Genomic DNA, 20,985 nt, shown 5'->3' with positions numbered 1-20,985 from the left:
TTTATCCCTCCAGTATGTATAGAATAATAGGTAAATAATAACCTGTCAATTTTATTTTTAGGGGTTAGTTTTTCGGAACAATAAAAAAACCGTTCGCTGGGGAACGGATTCTTACTCATGATTTATTTTTTTCTGATGGCGTGAGACCTTATGTCTATTGCCACATATCTTCATGGAACACCATTTTCGTCTTCCTGTTTTATCAAGAAATAGCAAAATGCACTTTTCATTTGCACACCGTTTCAGCTGTTGGATTTCTTTTGTGTGAATCAGCCATAACGCATCGTAAGCGATAAGCGATAAAATGGAATCATCTGGTTTTCCATTCGGAATGCGGGCAAGTTTGTCATCTATGATTTGATAAGAAAAAGGAGCGGCGGTGATTTGATCTTGCAGGAAAGAGATAAAAGCTGGGGAAGGTTCACTGCCCTCGGCGATACACTCAAAGTGTTTTCTCAACTCAGCCCGGAATTGATGAATCCGCTGCAATTGTCCCCGGACTTCCTGTAGCGTCAAAGAACTGAGAAAAGGAGCTGTTTCTCCCATTATTTCAAACCATGTCATCAGGTCTTTTTCTGACGGGATGAGCTCGTGCCGTTTATCATAGCTTACGATTTCAGTATTCACAAGATCGACAGATAGGTTATGTGTGATAAGAGGGAATTGAGCATTTGCCATTGTGATCATTCCTTTCAAAATTATTGTAAGCGCCAAAACCTTTTTTACGCAAGGATATGAATAAAGGGAGGCTTTTTTATGTTGAAAAAGCAAAAGCTTAAGAAAGTATGCAGCAGCCAATTGGATGTTTTACCGCATATCGGCATTCAGGAATTTCGCCAGCCTGATTCAGAATCATTCGTTTTTTACTTAACAGCTGAAAGGCCAGAAGATAAATCAATTGAAGATGTCTTTTGTTTATTACTAGAGAGGGAAGAGTAAGCCGAAGCAAGCCGGGAATGGAACAGAGCAGCAATAGAGAAAACTAGAGATGCTGTATTAACGAACATACTGGAACCGGTAATAGAGCATGGGATTTTTTCCAAAATTGACGGAGCATCTGCTTTACAGCGAATCCATACCTATGAAAATAACGGTATTCAAATTGATGAGTCGCTGTTTATGGATGAAAGCAGGCATGTCGTCATCTATGATGATTGGAATTTGTTCATGGTGTTTGGTTATGAAGGGACAACAGCTTATCTATATACGTGGTTTACAACAGCATAATGAAATGATCATTTGTAAATATAACTTACAAAACAAAAATGATTTTTCTGTTAGGATATTATACTGAAAGGGAGCCGACGCTCTTCCTATTTACCGGAAAACATGCTGTTTCTGTACCTGCATTTCATGGACCGGAGGGGAAAAGCATCAAAAAACCTTACTCGCGCGGAGTAAGGTTTTGGTTTTTATTCGTCCTCGTTGACGAAAACCAAGGCGGAGAAGCCTTTTTTCTTATCAAATTGCAATTCAACGACGGTAACGTCCGGATTGAAGTTGTGGTATTCCTCTAAGAACTGAATAATGCCTTCCGAAATGTCATCTGACATAAGCTGCTTGTGGTGCAGGCCAAACGTGGCTTCAGCGAAGAATCCTGTACGCTTGTTGTAGGATAGTTCTTTTACTTCAACGTCTTCAGGGCAGATATCTTCTTCATTGGAAATATATACGCAAATTCCGTCTACCATTTCTTGCTCATTTAATATTAATCTCATTGCCTAAAATCTCCTTCTGTACGTCTTCGGTGCTTTAAATGCGCGAATCAGTGCGAACACAATGATGAAAATAACGATCAATGCGATGATATCAACGATCCAGGCAATGGGGGAAGCGCCATAAGAAACATAGCCTGGGCCTCCGACTGGATGATAGGTGTAACCCCACGGGTGCATCATGCTGATCATGAACATCCCCATTGTAAATCCGCTATAATATCCAAACCATCCTGATGGCGCGAAACCTGCGTGATAGTAATGATTGACTGAAACATATCGTCCGCCAACATAAGCTTTAGACGTTTTTCCGCTATATGTCTTTCCGCTTACTTTTGATGTAGCGCCGGAAAAGGTGCCTGACGATTTTTTAGCGCTTGATGAGCTTGCCTTTTCCGATGGCTTCTTTTTCAGCGAAATTGATGATGAATCGTCAGACTTGGATTTTTTGCTTGAGGAGCTTGATCCTGAGCTGTAGCTTGACTTCGGGCTGGATTTATAGCTTCCGCTGTATGATGAGCTTGAACTTCGGCTGCTGTAACTAGATGATGAGCGGCCGCTAAAGCTTTTTGCATGAGAAATCGTTGATGGCAGCAGTACACCTAAAGCAACAATTACTGCGACTAAGGCTTTTACATATTTAAGTTTCATTCTGTTTCCTCCATAGACCGCCGAAACGGCCCGCTATTCTGAGCTGCGAATCAAAGAAGCTGGATCAGCTTTTTTGATTGATATGAGTCTATATTTCTAGGTGAGATTAACATTGCATGCTTTTGCTTTTTCATCACTTTCTTTCTGATATTCAACTCCCTTTATTTTATCGGATGTATGGCTCTTTTTGTAAGATTTTGCTTCTAGGAATTTATCGCATAAGAGAAAACAGCCTTCCCCAATGGAAGGCTGTTTTCTCTTATGCGAACAGCTTATCAATAAACGAAATATCCTCTTGAGAAAGCGTCACTTCGGCTGTTTTGATGTTATCAATCAGCTGATCGGCACGTTTTGCTCCAGGGATTAAAATATCAATTTCCGGTCTTGCTAAATACCAAGCCAATACGACGTGAGGGATATCCACGTTGTGTTTTTCAGCAATCGGCGCAAGCTTGTTGACCTTTCTGATATTTTCTTTGAAACGCTCGCCCTTGAAGTGTTCCTGTTCGTTGCGCAGGTCGCCTTCAGGGAACGTTGTATCTTCTGTATACTTTCCTGCCAATAAGCCAGATACGAGCGGGAAGTAAGGGATAAATGAAATATTATGCTCCTTCGTATACGGGAAGAATGTGTTTTCCGCTTCACGGTTTAACAGGTTGTATTCGCCTTGCAATACATCTACCAAACCGTCTTTGTTTGCTTCTTTCAATTGCTCTAAAGAGAAATTGGATACACCGATGGAGCGGATTTTTCCGGCTTTCTTCATCTCATTAAGTGCGTTAACGGCTTCATCCTTCGGCGTATGTTCGTCAGGGAAGTGAATGTAGAACAAATCGATATAATCGGTATTCAAGCGCTTCAGGCTTTCATCAACTGATTTTTTAAGAAATGCTGGTGAATTATCAATGACAAAGTCATTGCCTTGTTTTCTGTGAGCGGCTTTTGTTGCGATGACAACATCTTCACGGTTGAATTCACGCAGCACTTCACCGATTAATTCTTCGGAACGGCCGATCCCGTAAATATAAGCGGTGTCTAACATGGTCACGCCATTACGAATCGCCTCGCGCACCAATTCTTTTCCGGTTTCTTCATTCAGGTTTGGGTAGAGGTTATGTCCTCCGACAGCATTTGTTCCTAATCCGATAGGGAATACCTGCAAGTCTGATTTTCCGAGCGTAGCTTTTTTCATGATCTGCCTCCTAGAATAAAATGGATGAAAGACTCTCAACACTATTGTAAACGTTAGGCCAGATGAATGCCGATTTGATGCTCATTGCAGTACTGTGTGTACTCGTCGTCTAATGGCTGAGAGGTCACAATGCAATGCAGCCTGTCAAACGGTGCATACGTCAGAAGCGTTGATTTTCCAAATTTAGAATGGTCAGCTAATAGATACACTTCTTTTGCTTTTTCTGAAATCCTCTTTTTAATTTCATACTCCAGCAGATCCGAATTGGTCAATCCGTGTGTCAGCGTCGTTCCGGTAGCAGACATAAAGGCTTTGTTGATATTGTACTTATCAAGCATAGCCGGGTCGTCCATGCCGACAAAGGAGCGGGTTTTTCTCTTATAGTTGTTTCCGATAATGATTAAGTTGATATTCTTCAAAGCTGACGCCGCATTGATAATGTCTAAACTGTTGGTTAAGATGGTGACATTTTTGGCAGGATCAAGCGTATCAAGAATAGACTTTGTCGTCGTTCCTGAATCAATAAAGACCAAATCGTGATCTTCAATAAAACGGGAAGCATAATGGGCGATTTTTGTTTTTTCATCCTGGTGCTGAATGGTGCGATTTTCAAAAGGAACTAATGCGGTTTTTTCAATAGAAGTTACGCCGCCGTATACTTTTTCTATCGCACCCTTTTCTGTTAGCTTGTTGATATCACGTCTGACTGTGTTTTTAGAGACATTGAACACTTGGCACAGTTCATCTAAGGAAACAGTGCCATGCGATAAAATGTACTCCTCCATTTCCTGAATCCGCATCAGTTTCATATCAAAAACTCCTTCTTGAATCTTTACGTAACTTAAATATATAATAAAAACCAAAAGTTAATCAATAGTTGCTTAAAAAATGATAACATCGTTATATATCTTTCGCAAGATTCGATGGATTTCTCGTCACTCTTCTTATTGATTAAAAGATTAATATCATAAAAATAATGAAAAAATGTAGTGTTTATGATTGACTTATGGGTATTATGCGATTAGAATATAACCAAGAAATGACCAAAAAGTAACCTGGTGTGCATGAAATGGTTGCTTGTATGTAAATATACATCCGCCATTTATTTTTTTGGTTTTTTTGAAAGCGTTTAATTCTTGGCTTACTGAAAAGTGGATATTGATATGAATCTATCCTGAACCATCCATACAAGTGTATGTGTTTACTAATGAAGGAGGCAATAAGAATGACAGAAATCAGAAAATTAAAAAACTACATCAACGGTGAATGGGTTGAAAGCAAAACAGATCAATATGAAGATGTCTTCAACCCGGCGACGAAAGAAGTACTGTGCCAAGTGCCGATTTCTACAAAAGAGGATATTGATTACGCAGCGCAAACAGCGGCTGAAGCATTTAAAACATGGTCAAAGGTGGCGGTTCCTCGCCGTGCCAGAATTCTATTTAACTTCCAGCAGCTGCTGTCCCAGCATAAAGAAGAACTGGCTCATCTGATTACCATTGAAAACGGAAAAAACACAAAAGAAGCTTTAGGTGAAGTGGGACGCGGGATTGAAAACGTAGAGTTCGCCGCTGGAGCACCTTCCCTGATGATGGGTGATTCGCTTGCTTCCATCGCAACGGACGTTGAAGCGGCCAACTACCGCTACCCAATCGGAGTTGTCGGCGGAATCGCGCCATTCAACTTCCCGATGATGGTCCCTTGCTGGATGTTCCCGATGGCGATCGCACTCGGCAACACATTTATTTTAAAACCATCAGAGCGGACACCGCTGTTAACAGAGAAGTTGGTTGAGCTTTTTGAAAAAGCGGGCCTTCCGAAAGGGGTATTCAACGTCGTATACGGTGCGCATGACGTTGTGAACGGCATCCTCGAGCATCCTGAAATTAAAGCGATTTCATTCGTAGGCTCCAAGCCGGTCGGCGAATACGTCTACAAAAAAGGAAGCGAACACTTAAAACGCGTTCAATCTCTGACCGGCGCGAAAAACCATACGATTGTCCTGAACGATGCGCATCTTGAAGACACGGTCACAAACATCGTCGGTGCTGCCTTCGGTTCTGCCGGTGAACGCTGCATGGCTTGTGCGGTTGTGACGGTTGAAGAAGGTATCGCTGATGAATTTATGGCGAAGCTGCAGGAAAAAGTGGCGGACATTAAAATCGGCAATGGCCTTGATGACGGTGTGTTCTTAGGACCGGTGATTCGTGAAGACAACAAGAAACGCACGCTCAGCTATATCGAAAAAGGCCTTGAAGAAGGCGCGAGACTCGTATGTGACGGCCGTGAAAATGTGTCTGACGACGGCTACTTTGTCGGCCCGACGATCTTTGACAATGTCACAACAGAGATGACGATCTGGAAAGATGAAATTTTCGCTCCGGTTTTATCTATCATCCGTGTGAAAAACCTGAAAGAAGCGATTGAAATTGCCAATAAGTCTGAGTTTGCGAATGGCGCCTGCCTGTTTACATCCAACGCAAACGCAATCCGCTATTTCCGTGAAAACATTGATGCGGGAATGCTCGGCATCAACCTTGGTGTGCCGGCTCCAATGGCATTCTTCCCATTCTCAGGCTGGAAGTCTTCATTCTTTGGGACGCTGCATGCGAACGGAAAAGACAGCGTCGACTTCTATACGCGTAAAAAAGTGGTTACGGCGAGATATCCGGCACCTGATTTCAACTAAACGACGAAAAGCCGAACGGCGTCCATGTGCGCTGTTCGGACTCATTCTGCCAATAGAAAGAGGAGGGCTTCACTATGAGTTATTTGTTGCGTAAGCCGCAGTCGCATGACGTGTCTAATGGAGTCAAATTGGTGCACGAAGTAACGAAATCCAACTCTGATCTCACTTATGTAGAGTTTAAGGTGTTAGATCTAGCTTCCGGTTCCAGCTATGCAGAAGAATTGAAAAAACAAGAAATCTGTATTGTGGCGGTAACGGGAAAAATTACAGTGACGGACCATGAGTCGACTTTTGAGAATATCGGCACGCGTGAAAGCGTATTCGAACGAAAACCGACAGACAGCGTCTATATGTCAAATGACCGTGCATTTGAGATTACAGCGGTCAGCGACGCAAGAGTGGCGCTTTGCTATTCTCCATCGGAAAAACAGCTGCCGACAAAGCTAATCAAAGCGGAAGACAACGGAATTGAGCATCGCGGGAAGTTTTCAAACAAACGTACTGTTCATAATATTCTTCCGGATTCAGACCCTTCAGCTAACAGCCTATTAGTAGTTGAAGTCTATACAGACAGCGGCAACTGGTCCAGCTACCCGCCTCACAAACATGATCAAGACAACTTGCCGGAAGAATCTTTCTTAGAAGAAACGTACTACCATGAGTTAGACCCGGGGCAGGGCTTTGTGTTTCAGCGCGTATACACAGATGACCGTTCTATTGATGAGACAATGACTGTAGAAAATGAAAACGTTGTCATCGTTCCTGCGGGATACCACCCGGTAGGCGTTCCGGACGGATACACATCCTACTATTTAAATGTCATGGCAGGGCCGACGCGGAAATGGAAGTTTCATAACGACCCGGCGCATGAGTGGATTTTAGAACGTTAACAAGTGAGGAGTGGCTGTTTACGATGAAGTATACATTCAATGAAGAGAAGGCTTTTGATATTGTTGCCATCGGCCGGGCATGTATTGATCTGAACGCAGTCGAATACAACCGCCCAATGGAAGAAACGATGACATTTTCGAAATATGTCGGCGGTTCACCTGCGAATATCGCGATCGGCAGCGCGAAGCTTGGCTTAAAAGCGGGCTTCATCGGCAAAATTCCGGATGACCAGCATGGAAGATTCATAGAGTCCTATATGAGAAAGACCGGCGTTGATACTACGCAGATGATTGTTGATCAAGATGGACACAAAGCAGGCCTTGCATTTACAGAAATCCTCAGCCCTGAAGAATGCAGCATTTTAATGTATCGCGATGATGTGGCGGATCTTTATCTTGAGCCTTCAGAGGTAAGCGAGGACTATATCGCAAATGCGAAAATGCTGCTTGTCTCCGGGACAGCGCTCGCCAAAAGCCCGTCACGGGAAGCGGTGTTAAAAGCTGTTCAATACGCGAAAAAGCATCAGGTCAAGGTGGTATTCGAACTGGATTACCGGCCATATACGTGGCAGACAGCGGATGAAACAGCCGTTTACTACACTTTGGTTGCCGAGCAGTCTGATATCGTCATCGGCACACGTGATGAATTTGATGTGATGGAAAACCGCACAGGCGGAAGCAATGAGGAATCCGTCAATCATTTATTTGGCCATTCAGCCGACCTCGTTGTCATCAAACACGGCGTCGAAGGCTCTTACGCATACAGCAAATCCGGCGAGGTATTCCGCGCTCAAGCGTACAAGACAAAAGTGCTGAAAACCTTTGGAGCCGGTGACTCCTATGCGTCAGCCTTTATCTATGGCCTTGTCACCGGAAAAGACATCGAAACGGCATTGAAATACGGCAGTGCTTCAGCTTCCATTGTGGTGAGCAAGCACAGTTCGTCAGAAGCGATGCCGACTGCGGATGAAATCGTACAGCTTATTGAAGCACAGTCATAATTGAAAAAGATCGAGTAAAGGTGGGATCGTTTGTGGGTAAGAAAATTCGCTTAACAACAGCACAGGCGCTGATTAAATTCTTAAACCAGCAGTACATCCATGTTGATGGAAAGGAAGAGCCTTTTGTCGAAGGGATTTTCACGATTTTCGGCCATGGAAACGTATTGGGGATCGGGCAGGCGCTTGAGCAGGATGCAGGCCATTTGAAAGTCTATCAAGGGAAAAATGAACAAGGAATGGCGCATGCGGCCATGGCGTACAGCAAGCAAATGCTGAGAAGAAAAATATATGCGGTGTCTACATCCGTCGGACCGGGAGCGGCTAACCTGGTGGCAGCAGCCGGCACTGCATTGGCAAACAATATCCCAGTTCTCTTGATTCCGGCAGACACATTTGCGACAAGACAGCCAGACCCTGTACTGCAGCAAATGGAGCAAGAATACAGTGCGGCGATTACAACAAACGATGCATTGAAACCTGTTTCGAGATATTGGGACCGCATTACGCGCCCTGAGCAGCTCATGAGCAGTTTGCTGCGCGCGTTTGAAGTCATGACTGACCCGGCAAAAGCAGGTCCGGCAACGATTTGTATTTCTCAGGATGTTGAAGGGGAAGCATACGATTTTGATGAAAGTTTCTTCGTCAAACGGGTTCACTATATTGATCGCATGCAGCCGAGCGAGCGTGAGCTTCAAGGTGCGGCCGAGCTGATTAAATCCAGCAAAAAACCCGTGATCCTCGTCGGCGGAGGCGCAAAATACTCCGGTGCGCGGGATGAATTGGTTGCCATTTCTGAAGCCTATAACATTCCGTTAGTTGAAACACAGGCAGGAAAGTCTACTGTTGAGGCTGATTTTGCGAACAACCTTGGCGGAATGGGCATCACAGGTACACTTGCGGCAAATAAAGCGGCCCGCCAAGCTGATTTGATTATCGGCATCGGCACAAGGTATACAGATTTTGCGACATCCTCTAAGACCGCTTTTGATTTTGATAAAGCGAAGTTTTTGAACATTAATGTCAGCAGAATGCAGGCGTATAAATTTGATGCATTCCAAGTGGTAGCGGATGCGAAAGTGACGCTTGGCAAACTGCATGGATTGCTTGAAGGCTATGAGAGCGTGTTCGGCACAACGATCCGGGAGCTGAAGGACGAATGGCTCGCTGAACGCGAACGTCTCAGCAAAGTGACGTTTAAGCGGGAAGCATTTGATCCGGAAATCAAACATCATTTCTCTCAAGAGGTTCTGAATGAATATGCCGACGCCTTGAATACTGAGCTTCCGCAAACAACGGCATTGCTGACAATCAATGAGACGATTCCTGAAGACAGCGTCATCATCTGTTCAGCAGGCTCACTTCCAGGAGATTTGCAGCGTCTGTGGCATTCTAATGTTCCGAATACGTATCACCTGGAGTACGGATATTCTTGCATGGGCTATGAAGTGTCAGGGACACTCGGTCTTAAACTGGCCCATCCTGATAGAGAAGTGTATTCCATTGTCGGAGACGGCAGCTTCCTGATGCTTCACTCCGAGCTGATTACGGCGATTCAGTACAACAAGAAAATCAATGTGCTGCTCTTTGACAACTCGGGATTCGGATGCATCAACAACCTGCAAATGGATCACGGCAGCGGCAGCTACTATTGCGAGTTCCGCACAGACGACAACCAAATCCTGAATGTCGATTACGCGAAAGTCGCTGAGGGATACGGCGCGAAAACCTACCGCGCGAACACAGTAGAAGAATTAAAAGCGGCGTTAGAGGATGCGAAGAAACAGGAAGTATCAACATTAATAGAAATGAAGGTTCTGCCAAAAACAATGACGGACGGATATGACAGCTGGTGGCATGTCGGAGTGGCAGAGGTATCTGAACAAGAAAGCGTTCAGAAAGCTTACGAAGCAAAAGAGAAAAAGCTGGAATCTGCGAAGCAGTATTAGAGGGGAGGCACCATAGATGGGCAAAAATGAAATCCTGTGGGGAATCGCTCCCATTGGGTGGCGGAATGATGACATGCCTGAAATTGGAGCGGGAAATACACTTCAGCATTTGTTAAGTGATATCGTTGTCGCACGTTTTCAAGGCACGGAGGTCGGGGGCTTTTTCCCCGAACCTGCCATCCTGAACAAAGAGCTGAAGCTTCGGAATTTACGCATTGCAGGCAAATGGTTCAGCAGTTTTATTTTGCGTGACGGACTTGGTGAAGCGGCAAAGGCATTTACCCTGCATTGTGAGTATTTGCAGCAAGTAAACGCGGATGTCGCAGTTGTCTCTGAACAAACCTACAGCGTGCAAAGCTTGGAGAAAAACGTGTTCACAGAGAAGCCGCACTTTACAGATGATGAATGGGAGCGGCTTTGCGAAGGGCTGAATCACCTTGGCAACATTGCTGACCAGCATGGCTTGAAGCTCGTCTATCATCACCATCTCGGCACTGGTGTCCAAACAGCGGAAGAAGTGGACCGCCTGATGACAGGAACAGACCCTGCGCATGTGCACCTCCTCTATGATACAGGCCATGCGTATATTTCTGACGGCGATTACATGGGGTTGCTTGTGAAGCATATCGGCCGCATTAAGCATGTGCACTTTAAGGATGCCCGCCTGAACGTCATGGAACAATGCAGGCTTGAAGGGCAATCGTTCCGGCAATCATTTTTAAAAGGCATGTTTACAGTTCCCGGTGACGGCTGCATTGATTTTAGAGAAGTATATCAGCTGCTGTTAAAGCACAGTTATTCCGGATGGATTGTCATTGAAGCTGAACAGGACCCCGATGTGGCAAACCCGCTTGAATATGCATTGATCGCGAGAAACTATATTGATCAGCAGTTGTTGGATTTGGCTTAATGGGGACTGAACATATGGGCAATACCAATGGAGATTCAGCCTTCAATAAACGGACAATCGCGGCAGCGTTAGCCAACTATATTGATGCCGGTTCAATTGTGGCGGGCTCTGCCGGTTTATCGTTATGGGTCAGTTACCTTAAGCTGTCCGATGCGCAGATCGGGCTGCTCGGCGCGCTGAGCGCAAACGCGATTTCTGCTGCTGTCGGCGCGCTGCTCGGCGGGTTTCTGGCTGATAAAGTCGGACGGAAGGCTGTTTACACCAATAGTATGCTGGTTTATGCACTAGGGATTTGTTTGGTTTTATTTGGGGTTAATTTCCCCATGTTGTTAAGCGGTTACATGATTATCGGTTTATCGGTAGGAGCTGATATTACCGCATCATGGACCATTATTGCGGAAAATGCGCCAAAGAAGAATCGGGCCCGTCATTGTGGCGTGGCACAAGTCGCTTGGGCCGCGGGGGCAGTTGTTGTACTGCTTCTCTCCGTACTGGCCGGTGACTTGGGACTCTTGGGGAATAAAATCGTATTTGCCCATCTGCTTGTGATTGCGCTGATTACGTACATCCTGAGAATCAGGCTTCCGGAGTCAGATGCCTGGCAGTCAAACAATCAGCCGACGGATGCTCAAACAGAGAAGGTGGCAGTATTGAATAAGACATCGTATTTTGATTTGCTCAAGCCTATGTATCTCAAAAGCATCCTGTTTTTGATGGGTGTGTACTTGGTTTGGAACTTAGCTGCCGGGGTCATGGGCTTCTTTATGCCATACATTTATCAGCAGGTCGGCGGTGTATCTGCCAACATGGCCAACCTTTTGCAAATGGGGCTGTTTATCTTCACAGGATTGGGGGTCGCCTTGATCTTCATGCCCTTTGCCGACAAATATAGAAAAACCGTATTTGGAATCGCCGCTTTCATGGCGGTGATCGGGTGGACACTGTTTCTGCTGCCGGTTGAAGGCCTGCCGATTCTGCTCCTGTTTATTGTCGTGATCGGCATTAATAACGGGGCCGGGCAGCAAGCGAACTATCAGTTATGGGCGAGTGAAATCTTCCCTACCCAATATCGTGCTTCCGCACAGGGACTGATGTTTTTCCTTGTCCGTATTTCAATAGGGATTTGGAGTCTGTTTGTCCCAATGATTATCACCAATTTTGGCATTGGAACGATGGCTGCAATTCTACTCGGATGTGTGACGGCCAGCATGATCATCGGGCTGCTCTTTGCGCCGAATACGTCTGGCAAGTCGCTTGAACAAATTCAAGAGGAACTCTACGGATCTCCTCGGAGCCAAGTAAAGCAAGGAACAGAAAGCAAAATCATGTAATCAACAGAAGGAGTGGCTGTCAATGAGTTTACGTATTGGCGTAATTGGAACTGGAGCAATCGGAAAAGAACATATTAACCGCATTACGAACAAGCTGTCCGGCGCAGAAATCGTAGCTGTAACGGATGTTAATCAAGAAGCTGCACAAAAAGTCGTTGATCAATACCAATTAAATGCGACAGTGTATCCGAATGATGACAGCCTGCTTGCAGACGAAAATGTAGACGCTGTCTTAGTGACAAGCTGGGGGCCTGCGCATGAGTCAAGCGTGCTGAAAGCGATTAAAGCCCAGAAATATGTATTCTGTGAAAAACCGCTCGCGACAACGGCTGAAGGATGCATGCGCATCGTCGAAGAAGAAATCAAAGTGGGCAAACGCCTTGTTCAAGTCGGCTTCATGCGCCGTTATGACAGCGGTTACGTACAGCTGAAAGAAGCGCTCGATAATCATGTCATCGGCGAGCCTCTTATGATTCACTGCGCGCACCGCAACCCGACTGTAGGAGATAACTATACAACGGATATGGCTGTAGTCGACACGCTTGTTCATGAAATTGACGTACTCCACTGGCTCGTCAATGATGACTACGAGTCCGTTCAAGTCATCTATCCGAAAAAATCAAAAAACGCGCTTCCGCATTTAAAAGATCCGCAAATCGTGGTGATTGAAACAAAAGGCGGCATCGTCATCAATGCTGAAATCTATGTGAACTGTAAATACGGCTATGACATTCAATGCGAAATCGTCGGAGAAGACGGCATCATCAAGCTTCCTGAACCATCCAGCATCAGCTTGAGAAAAGAAGGCAAATTCAGCACTGATATTTTGATGGATTGGCAGAGACGCTTTGTGGCTGCGTACGATGTGGAAATCCAAGACTTTATTGATTCGATTCAAAAGAAAGGCGAGGTCAGCGGACCAACGGCATGGGATGGCTATATTGCCGCTGTTACAACGGATGCTTGTGTGAAAGCCCAAGAATCCGGACAAAAAGAAAAGGTTGAATTGAAGGAAAAACCGGAATTCTATCAATCTTATACAACCGTTCAAAACTAAAAAACAGAGGAGTGAAAATATGAAGTTAGCATTAGATCCATCCATGTATCGTGATGATTTAACTTTGGAGGAAACGGTCTATAAAACGGCGGAGCTTGGCTACGAATATATCGAACTTTCGCCGCGAGAGGATTTTTGTCCATTCTATAAATATCCGAAAGTCGATTCAGCAAAGATCAAACAATTAAAGCGCCTTTTAAGGGATACAGGTGTTAAGATTTCATCACTCCTTCCGCTTTACCACTGGGCGGGTCCTGATGAAGACCGCCGGCAGGCAGCGGTGCGCAATTGGAAGCGGGCGATCGAAATTGCGGTTGAACTTGAAGTGGATTTGATGAACAGCGAATTCAGCGGATCAAAGTATGATCCTTTAACAAGTGAAGAAAAATTTATCAAATCTATGGATGAGCTTCTCCCAGTCTTTGAAAAAGAAGGCATGAAACTCAACCTTCAAGCCCACCCATACGATTTTATCGAAACGCACAAAGGTGCGATGGATATGATCCGCGCGCTTGACAAGGATTGGATCAATCTTGTCTACTCGACTGCGCATACGTTCTTCTATGATGACGGCAAAGGCGACATTGAGACCATGTTTGACGAAGCCGGGGACCGCCTCACACATGTTTTATTTGCAGACACCTATAATCATAAAGCGGCTCATGGCTTGCGCTACATCGTCAATCCGCCTGACGCGAAAGTAACGGTTCACCAGCATTTGGACATTGGCCAAGGCGAAGTTGATTTTGAGACGATTTTCAGAAAACTGAGAGAGATGAAGTTCGACGGAATTGCGACAAATGCCGTATTTGCTTGGGTCGACGAAAGAGCGGATGAATCAAGCCGATTTATGCTTAAAAAAATGAAAGAAGAATTAGGTCTGGCATAAGTTGAGCATGGAGTTCGGCGGGATATGGCGAACAGCCTTCCTGCCGAACTCCCTTCATATCTAACACGCAGATGGGGGAGTCTGACATGAAACTTTGTTTTAATGAAGCCACAACATTGGAAAACTCAAACCTTAAACAGGATTTAGAGCTTTGCGAAAAGCACGGCTATGATTATATTGAAATCCGCACAATGGATAAGCTACCGGAGTACTTAGAAGACCATTCACTGGCTGAGCTTGCGGAGTATTTTCAAACTCATCACATCAAGCCGCTTGCCTTAAATGCACTTGTTTTCTTCAACAATCGTGATGAAAAGGGCCATAATGAGATCATCACTGAGTTTAAAGGCATGATGGAAACGTGCAAAACACTCGGTGTGAAATATGTGGTAGCCGTTCCGCTTGTGACAGAGCAGAAGATTGTAAAAGAAGAGATCAAAAAGAGCAGTGTAGAGGTGCTGACTGAGCTTTCAGATATCGCGGAGCCGTACGGCGTAAAAATCGCGCTTGAATTTGTCGGCCACCCGCAATGTACAGTCAATACGTTTGAACAGGCGTATGACATCATAAACACAGTCAACCGGGACAATGTCGGGCTTGTCCTTGACAGTTTCCACTTCCACGCCATGGGTTCGAACATTGAGAGCTTAAAGCAGGCGGACGGAAAGAAAATCTTCATCTATCATATCGATGATACCGAAGACTTCCCGATCGGCTTTTTAACGGATGAAGACCGCGTCTGGCCGGGACAAGGGGCGATTGACTTAGATGCCCACTTATCAGCACTGAAGGAAATCGGTTTTTCAGATGTTGTATCGGTTGAGCTCTTCCGCCCTGAATACTATAAGCTGAGTGCTGAGGAAGCCATTCAAACAGCGAAAAAAACAACAGTGGACGTCGTATCAAAATACTTCAATATCTAATGGAAAAAGGAGGGGTGGACATGGCTTTTGTATCGATGAAAGAGCTTCTTGAAGATGCAAAGCGGGAGCATTATGCGATCGGCCAGTTTAATATCAACGGTTTGCAGTGGACGAAGGCGATTTTGCAGGCGGCGCAAAAGGAGCAATCACCGGTCATCGCCGCGGCTTCCGATCGCCTGGTCGACTATTTAGGCGGATTTAAAACGATTGCCGCCATGGTCGGCGCGTTAATGGAGGACATGGCGATTACCGTTCCCGTGGTGCTTCATCTCGATCACGGAAGCAGTGCGGCACGCTGCAGACAGGCCATTGACGCCGGATTCAGCTCGGTGATGATCGACGGCTCCCATCAGCCGATTGACGAGAATATCGCGATGACAAAAGAAGTCACCGATTATGCCGCAAAGCACGGCGTGTCAGTAGAAGCGGAAGTCGGCACGGTCGGCGGAATGGAAGACGGCCTGGTCGGCGGGGTCCGCTATGCCGATATCAAAGAATGTGAGCGGATCGTCAAAGAAACCAATATCGACGCGCTGGCCGCCGCCCTCGGCTCTGTACACGGCAAATATCAGGGTGAGCCGAATCTCGGATTTAAGGAAATGGAGGCTATCTCCCGCATGACTCATATTCCCCTCGTTCTTCACGGGGCATCCGGGATTCCGCAGGATCAGATCAAAAAAGCCATCACGCTCGGCCACGCGAAGATCAATATCAATACGGAATGTATGGTCGCCTGGACAGACAAAACACGCCGCATGTTTCAGGAAAACAGCGATCTGTACGAACCGCGCGGCTATATGACACCCGGCATTGAAGCCGTGGAAGAGACAGTGCGAAGCAAAATGAGAGAGTTCGGATCAGCCGGTAAAGCAGCTAAGCAGCAGGTCGGCTGAAGAGACCAGAAACCGCCGGGATGGCGGTTTTTTTGCGCGGTGTTGCGTCCATACGCCCAAAACGATTATGATGATGGCAGCAGTGTAAGAAACGGGAGTGGTTCAGTTTGAATAAAATCATGATTGTGGAAGACAGTGAAGACATTCGCGGACTATTGCAGAATTACCTTGAAAAATACGGATATCAAACAGTAGTCGCCGCGGATTTTACGGCTGTTCTTGATGTCTTTTTGCGGGAAAAGCCTGATGTGGTGCTGCTTGATATCAACCTGCCGTCATATGACGGCTATTATTGGTGCCGCCAGATCCGCCAGCACTCCACAAGCCCGATCATTTTCATTTCAGCCAGAAGCGGGGAAATGGATCAGGTGATGGCGATTGAAAACGGCGGAGACGATTATATCGAAAAACCGTTTTCCTACGATATTGTGCTGGCGAAAATCAAAAGCCAGATCCGGAGGGCGTACGGGGAGTACGCCGCGAAGCAGGGAGAGAAAGTGGTTGAATATGCCGGCGTCCAGCTCTTTGTGGAACGTTTTGAACTGCGTTTTCAGGATGAAAAAAGCGAGCTTTCTAAAAAAGAAAGCAAGCTTTTGGAAGTGCTGCTGGAGCGGGGAGAAAAGGTGACGAGTCGGGACCGTCTCATGGAAAAGACGTGGGACACCGACATATTCATCGATGATAATACACTTAACGTGTATATCACGCGGCTCAGAAAAAAACTGCGGGAGCTGAATGCGCCTGTTTCTATTGAAGCGGTGCGGGGCGAAGGCTACCAGCTGAGGGCGCAGTCATGAAGCTGTTTCTCCGGTCTCATGCAGTGCTGATTCTGCTTTTTCTCCTTCAAGGGCTGTTTGTCTTCTTTTATTACTGGTTTGCAGGTCTTCATTCTTTTTCTCACCTGTTTTACATATTAGGCGTCCAGCTTCTTATTTTGGCGGGCTATCTTGCCTATCGCTGGTACAAAGACCGCGGCGTGTATCATTGGCTCAGCTCGGAGCAGGAAGGGACGGACATCCCGTATCTCGGTTCTTCAGTGTTTTGTTCAGAGCTATATGAAAAGCAGATGGAGCTGATCCGGCTGCAGCACCAGAAGCTCCACGAGACCGAAGCTAAGCTAGAAGCGCGGGTGACGTATATGAATCAATGGGTGCACCAAGTGAAGACGCCGTTGTCGGTCATTAATTTAATCATTCAGGAAGAGGATGAACCCGTTTTTGAACAAATCAAAAAAGAGGTTCGGCAGATTGAATTCGGGCTGGAGACGCTTCTTTATTCATCAAGGCTCGACCTGTTTGAGCGGGATTTTAAAGTCGAAGCGGTTTCCTTATCAGAGCTTCTCCAATCAGTCATTCAAAGCTATAAACGATTTTTTATTCAATACCGCGTTTATCCGAAAATGGACATTCGCGATGACCATCAGATTTACACTGATGCAAAATGGCTCAAATTTGCGATCGGCCAAGTGGTTACAAATGCGGTCAAGTATTCGGCAGGCAAGAGTGACAGACTGGAGCTGAATGTCTTCCGCGATGAAGACAGGACGGTGCTTGAAGTCAAAGATTACGGTGTCGGCATTCCCTCGCAAGACATCAAGCGGGTGTTTGACCCTTATTATACCGGTGAAAACGGGCGGCGTTTCCAAGAATCTACGGGAATCGGCCTCCATCTCGTCAAAGAAATTACGGACAAGCTCAATCATACGGTGGACATCAGCTCGTCTCCCGGTGAAGGGACATCGGTTCGATTTTCATTTCTTACAAAAATGTAAGGCTGCGTTAAGAAAACAACATAGCTCGTTTTGTTTCCCCTTGATAACATGGATTTACGTCAAGGGGATTTTTATGTTAAATGCCCCGGCACTACATGAAAGCAGCCCAGATCAACAAGAATAAAATCATAAGGAGGATTCTCATGGCGAATATGCTTGAAGTCAAACATATAAATAAAACCTATAAAGGACAAGTATCTTATCAAGCTTTAAAACAAATTTCATTTTCAATAGAAGAAGGCGGGTTCACGGCGGTGATGGGGCCGTCCGGGTCCGGAAAAACAACGCTTTTGAATATCATTTCAACGATTGACCGTCCAGATTCAGGCGATATCCTGATTCACGGAGAAAACCCGCATCGCCTGAAGCGGACAAAGCTCGCTCATTTCCGCCGCAAGCAGCTCGGATTTGTGTTTCAGGATTTCAACCTTCTGGACACGCTGACGATCGGTGAAAATATCATGCTGCCGTTAACGCTTGAAAAAGAAGCGCCGTCTGTCATGGAAGAAAAACTGCACGCCATCGCGGCAAAGCTCGGTATCGAAAACCTGCTTAACAAACGGACGTTTGAAGTATCCGGAGGCCAGCGTCAGCGGGCCGCCATTGCAAGAGCGGTCATTCATAAGCCATCACTCATTCTGGCTGATGAACCGACGGGAAACCTTGATTCCAAAGCGTCAAAAGACGTCATGGAAACGATGCAGAGCCTGAATCGGGATGATCATGTCACGGCTTTGATGGTGACCCACGATCCGGTTGCGGCAAGCTACTGCCGCCGCGTCATCTTTATAAAAGACGGCGAATTGTTTAATGAGATTTACCGCGGAGAAAACCGCCAAGTCTTTTATGAACAAATTCTTGATGTGCTGTCTATGCTGGGGGGAAACGCAAATGACCTTTCTTCAGTTCGCTTATAAAAACGTCACGAGAAACAAAAGAGCCTATCTTGCATTCTTTTTAAGCAGCGCCTTTTCCGTTTTGATTTTCTTTACCTTTGCGATGTTCCTGTTTCATCCGGCATTAAAGGAAGGCTACCTGAATAACATCGCCAAAAAAGGCTTAACCGCTGCGGAATGGATGATCTTTGTTTTTTCTTTCTTATTTGTTCTGTATTCGGTTAATGCATTTTTGAAATCGAGAAATAAAGAATTCGGCATTTTGCTTATGCAGGGTATTACGCCGGTGCAGCTGAGAAAGCTCATTACGGCGGAAAACATGATCATTGGCGTCATGTCGATTGCAGCCGGGATTATCGGAGGATTCATTTTTTCAAAGACGTTCTTTACGGTCGGCGCTTATATTTTAGAAATGGACGCGCTGCCTCTGTATATGCCTTGGAAAGCGCTCGGCATTACGGCCGGCGGATTTCTGCTCTTATTTTTCCTTTTATCGCAGTTCACAATCCTTTTTGTCAGATCAAATACCGTTATCAAATTAATAAAAGGCACAGACAAGATTAAGCCGGAGCCGAAGCCGTCCGTGCTTCTGTCCTTATTCGGCATCGCCTGTCTTTGCGGCGGGTACGGAATGGTTCTGAAAGGAAATGTTCACGGGACTCAACCGTTTATCATTTTACTGCTCACCGTCATCGGTACGTATTTCTTTTTCAGCCAAAGCAGCATCTGGATTCTGCGCGCGTTGAAGAAGTGGAAAACCTTTTATTTGCACGGGAAAAATGTCATTTGGGTTTCTGACCTTGTCTATCGTTTAAAAGACAACGCCCGCCTGTTCTTTATCGTCAGTATTATTTCCGCGGTTGCGTTTACGGCGACAGGCGTGCTCGCCATGTACAAATCGACCGTCGGGGCGGAAGAGTCCGCTTATGAGATGGAGTATATATCTTTCAGTAACAATCCAAAAGAACAGACTCATTTGAAAGATATTGACCATGAACTGAAAACACACGGCTTTACGTATAAGAAAGACAAAATAGATGTTTCTTATGTTCGCTATCAGGAAGGAGAAACTGTTCCCCCTGTTTACATGATCAGCGAATCAGATGTATCAAAATACTTCCATGTTAAGCTGAACGGCCTGAAAAGTGATGAGGCTGTCTATTTCCCGGGAACGTATGACCGTAATTTCAAAAACGAAGCGCCGGATCAGCTGAAGCTGCTGAACCAAAAAGGCAAGCCGTCTGATCAAAAACTGTCGGTAAAAGAAGTCCAAAAACCGCTGATTTCATTGAATGCCATCATCGCGGTGAACGATCAAACCTTTGATCAGCTTAAATCACTAGGTGATAAAGCGTCATTATACGGCTACAGCTATGATCATTGGAAAGACAGTCTTGGGATCAGCCAATCCTTGAAAAATGAGATTTACGGCAACTATATCGACGTGCATTCTGATTTTATGGCAAAAGCCGGGACTTACTATGATACGGTGCAGCTGCCGAGCTTGAGTTTATTCATCGGGCTGTTTATCGCGATCGTCTTCTTTGTCGCGGCAGCAAGTTTCTTATATTTCAGGCTGTTCACCGATTTAGATGAAGATCGGGAGCGCTACCGTTCACTGGCCAAAATCGGCCTGAGTGAGCGTGAAATGTCACAAAGCGTGACGATACAATTGGCGATTCTCTTTTTCTTTCCATTTGTCATTGCCGTCATGCATACGCTGTTTGCCTTAAGAACATTGGCCGTCGAAGGCTATTCCGATGTAGCGGGGCCGCTCAGTCTCACGATTGGAGGGTTTTTCATTTTTCAGCTTTTGTTCTTCCTCGTGGTGCGATCAAACTATTTGAAAAAAATGAACAAGTAAGGGGAGTGCAAAGATGAAAAAAGCATTGGCGATCCTGGCCGTCTTGGCGGCTGCTGCCGTAATATGCGGTCTTCTCTTTTTTCATAATGATGTTACAGACCGATTTAATCCGTTTATTCACCAGCAAGATGTCTATGTGCAGATTGATCGAGATGGCAGACATCTTAGCCCGGGCGGTACTGAATATACATTAGACGGATACAATGCATCCGGGAAAAAAGAAGAAGTGACCTTTTTCGCCGGCAAAGAGCTTCGGAAGAACGCGTATTTGAAGGTGAAGGCGAAAGGAAAGTATGTCGAGACTTGGGAGGAAGTCAGGTTTGAAGATATGCCGGGCTCCGCACAGTCAGCATTAAAATGAATCATA

The 20,985-nt window shown here is 45.6% G+C and carries 21 protein-coding genes; 16 read left to right on the top strand and 5 right to left on the bottom strand.

Features of this window, described 5'->3' with window-relative positions; translation table 11 throughout:
* Positions 1–111: 111 nt before the first annotated feature.
* A complete protein-coding gene (locus C1T29_RS23740) occupies positions 112–678 on the bottom strand; it encodes a CGNR zinc finger domain-containing protein (protein WP_103749151.1) in 567 nt (188 codons plus the stop codon).
* Between the two features lie 78 nt (positions 679–756).
* Between C1T29_RS23740 and C1T29_RS24970 the strand changes: the two genes are divergently transcribed.
* Positions 757–939, top strand: coding sequence for a hypothetical protein (locus tag C1T29_RS24970; protein ID WP_231516522.1), 183 nt, complete (start codon positions 757–759; stop codon positions 937–939).
* Between the two features lie 473 nt (positions 940–1,412).
* On the opposite strand, the gene C1T29_RS23730 is transcribed toward C1T29_RS24970, so the two are convergent.
* The 4 genes from C1T29_RS23730 to iolR all read right to left on the bottom strand — a co-directional run bounded on the left by C1T29_RS23730 (position 1,413) and on the right by iolR (position 4,367).
* The gene (locus C1T29_RS23730; protein WP_014666028.1) at positions 1,413–1,718 is read right to left on the bottom strand and encodes a DUF2653 family protein; all 306 of its coding nucleotides are present in this window, start codon (positions 1,716–1,718) and stop codon (positions 1,413–1,415) included.
* A 3-nt stretch (positions 1,719–1,721) separates the two neighbouring features.
* Complete coding sequence (locus tag C1T29_RS23725; protein ID WP_103749152.1) at positions 1,722–2,366, bottom strand: hypothetical protein; 645 nt, start codon at positions 2,364–2,366, stop codon at positions 1,722–1,724.
* Positions 2,367–2,625: 259 nt separating this feature from the next.
* On the bottom strand, positions 2,626–3,558 hold the full coding sequence (locus C1T29_RS23720; RefSeq protein ID WP_103749154.1) for an aldo/keto reductase: 933 nt from the start codon (positions 3,556–3,558) through the stop codon (positions 2,626–2,628).
* Positions 3,559–3,611: 53 nt separating this feature from the next.
* Positions 3,612–4,367, bottom strand: a complete 756-nt coding sequence (gene iolR / locus C1T29_RS23715; RefSeq protein WP_003227050.1) for a myo-inositol utilization transcriptional regulator IolR — start codon at positions 4,365–4,367, stop codon at positions 3,612–3,614.
* Positions 4,368–4,783: 416 nt separating this feature from the next.
* Between iolR and iolA the strand changes: the two genes are divergently transcribed.
* The 15 genes from iolA (at position 4,784) to C1T29_RS23640 (ending at position 20,979) form a co-directional block, all read left to right on the top strand.
* Entirely contained in the window at positions 4,784–6,247 is a 1,464-nt protein-coding gene (gene iolA / locus C1T29_RS23710) for a methylmalonate-semialdehyde dehydrogenase (protein ID WP_103749155.1), read from the top strand.
* Positions 6,248–6,321: 74 nt separating this feature from the next.
* Positions 6,322–7,137: a 5-deoxy-glucuronate isomerase gene (gene iolB, locus C1T29_RS23705; RefSeq protein ID WP_103749156.1), complete on the top strand. Its 816-nt coding sequence runs from the start codon at positions 6,322–6,324 to the stop codon at positions 7,135–7,137.
* Positions 7,138–7,160: 23 nt separating this feature from the next.
* The gene (iolC, locus tag C1T29_RS23700) at positions 7,161–8,138 is read left to right on the top strand and encodes a 5-dehydro-2-deoxygluconokinase (RefSeq protein WP_103749157.1); all 978 of its coding nucleotides are present in this window, start codon (positions 7,161–7,163) and stop codon (positions 8,136–8,138) included.
* A 32-nt stretch (positions 8,139–8,170) separates the two neighbouring features.
* Complete coding sequence (gene iolD, locus C1T29_RS23695) at positions 8,171–10,084, top strand: 3D-(3,5/4)-trihydroxycyclohexane-1,2-dione acylhydrolase (decyclizing) (RefSeq protein ID WP_103749158.1); 1,914 nt, start codon at positions 8,171–8,173, stop codon at positions 10,082–10,084.
* Between the two features lie 16 nt (positions 10,085–10,100).
* Positions 10,101–10,994 carry a myo-inosose-2 dehydratase gene (gene iolE / locus C1T29_RS23690; RefSeq protein WP_069838353.1) on the top strand — a complete coding sequence of 298 codons (894 nt, stop codon included), beginning with the start codon at positions 10,101–10,103 and terminating at the stop codon, positions 10,992–10,994.
* Positions 10,995–11,008: 14 nt separating this feature from the next.
* Complete coding sequence (iolF, locus tag C1T29_RS23685) at positions 11,009–12,325, top strand: myo-inositol transporter IolF (protein WP_103749159.1); 1,317 nt, start codon at positions 11,009–11,011, stop codon at positions 12,323–12,325.
* A 22-nt stretch (positions 12,326–12,347) separates the two neighbouring features.
* Positions 12,348–13,382: a bifunctional inositol 2-dehydrogenase/D-chiro-inositol 1-dehydrogenase gene (gene iolG, locus C1T29_RS23680; RefSeq protein ID WP_103749160.1), complete on the top strand. Its 1,035-nt coding sequence runs from the start codon at positions 12,348–12,350 to the stop codon at positions 13,380–13,382.
* Positions 13,383–13,401: 19 nt separating this feature from the next.
* Positions 13,402–14,271 (top strand): sugar phosphate isomerase/epimerase family protein, encoded by an 870-nt coding sequence (locus C1T29_RS23675; RefSeq protein ID WP_103749161.1) that lies wholly within the window; start codon positions 13,402–13,404, stop codon positions 14,269–14,271.
* Positions 14,272–14,357: 86 nt separating this feature from the next.
* Positions 14,358–15,194 (top strand): 2-keto-myo-inositol isomerase, encoded by an 837-nt coding sequence (gene iolI, locus C1T29_RS23670; protein WP_071578914.1) that lies wholly within the window; start codon positions 14,358–14,360, stop codon positions 15,192–15,194.
* Positions 15,195–15,214: 20 nt separating this feature from the next.
* Complete coding sequence (gene iolJ / locus C1T29_RS23665; RefSeq protein WP_103749162.1) at positions 15,215–16,087, top strand: 6-phospho-5-dehydro-2-deoxy-D-gluconate aldolase; 873 nt, start codon at positions 15,215–15,217, stop codon at positions 16,085–16,087.
* Between the two features lie 107 nt (positions 16,088–16,194).
* A complete protein-coding gene (yxdJ, locus tag C1T29_RS23660; RefSeq protein WP_014666014.1) occupies positions 16,195–16,884 on the top strand; it encodes a two-component system response regulator YxdJ in 690 nt (229 codons plus the stop codon).
* Positions 16,881–17,858, top strand: a complete 978-nt coding sequence (gene yxdK, locus C1T29_RS23655) for a two-component system sensor histidine kinase YxdK (protein ID WP_095431032.1) — start codon at positions 16,881–16,883, stop codon at positions 17,856–17,858. Before yxdJ ends, yxdK begins: the two co-directional genes overlap by 4 nt.
* 143 nt (positions 17,859–18,001) lie before the next feature.
* Entirely contained in the window at positions 18,002–18,775 is a 774-nt protein-coding gene (yxdL, locus tag C1T29_RS23650; protein ID WP_014666012.1) for an ABC transporter ATP-binding protein YxdL, read from the top strand.
* Positions 18,750–20,618: an ABC transporter permease YxdM gene (gene yxdM, locus C1T29_RS23645; protein WP_095431033.1), complete on the top strand. Its 1,869-nt coding sequence runs from the start codon at positions 18,750–18,752 to the stop codon at positions 20,616–20,618. The genes yxdL and yxdM overlap by 26 nt, the downstream gene beginning before the upstream one ends.
* Before the next feature lie 13 nt (positions 20,619–20,631).
* Positions 20,632–20,979, top strand: coding sequence for a YxeA family protein (locus C1T29_RS23640; RefSeq protein ID WP_014666010.1), 348 nt, complete (start codon positions 20,632–20,634; stop codon positions 20,977–20,979).
* Positions 20,980–20,985: the final 6 nt, after the last annotated feature.

It is taken from the genome of Bacillus sp. MBGLi79 (genome assembly GCF_002953915.1).
The sequence above is the reverse complement of the archived record's forward strand: the minus strand, read 5'-3'. Positions and strand labels throughout refer to the sequence as shown.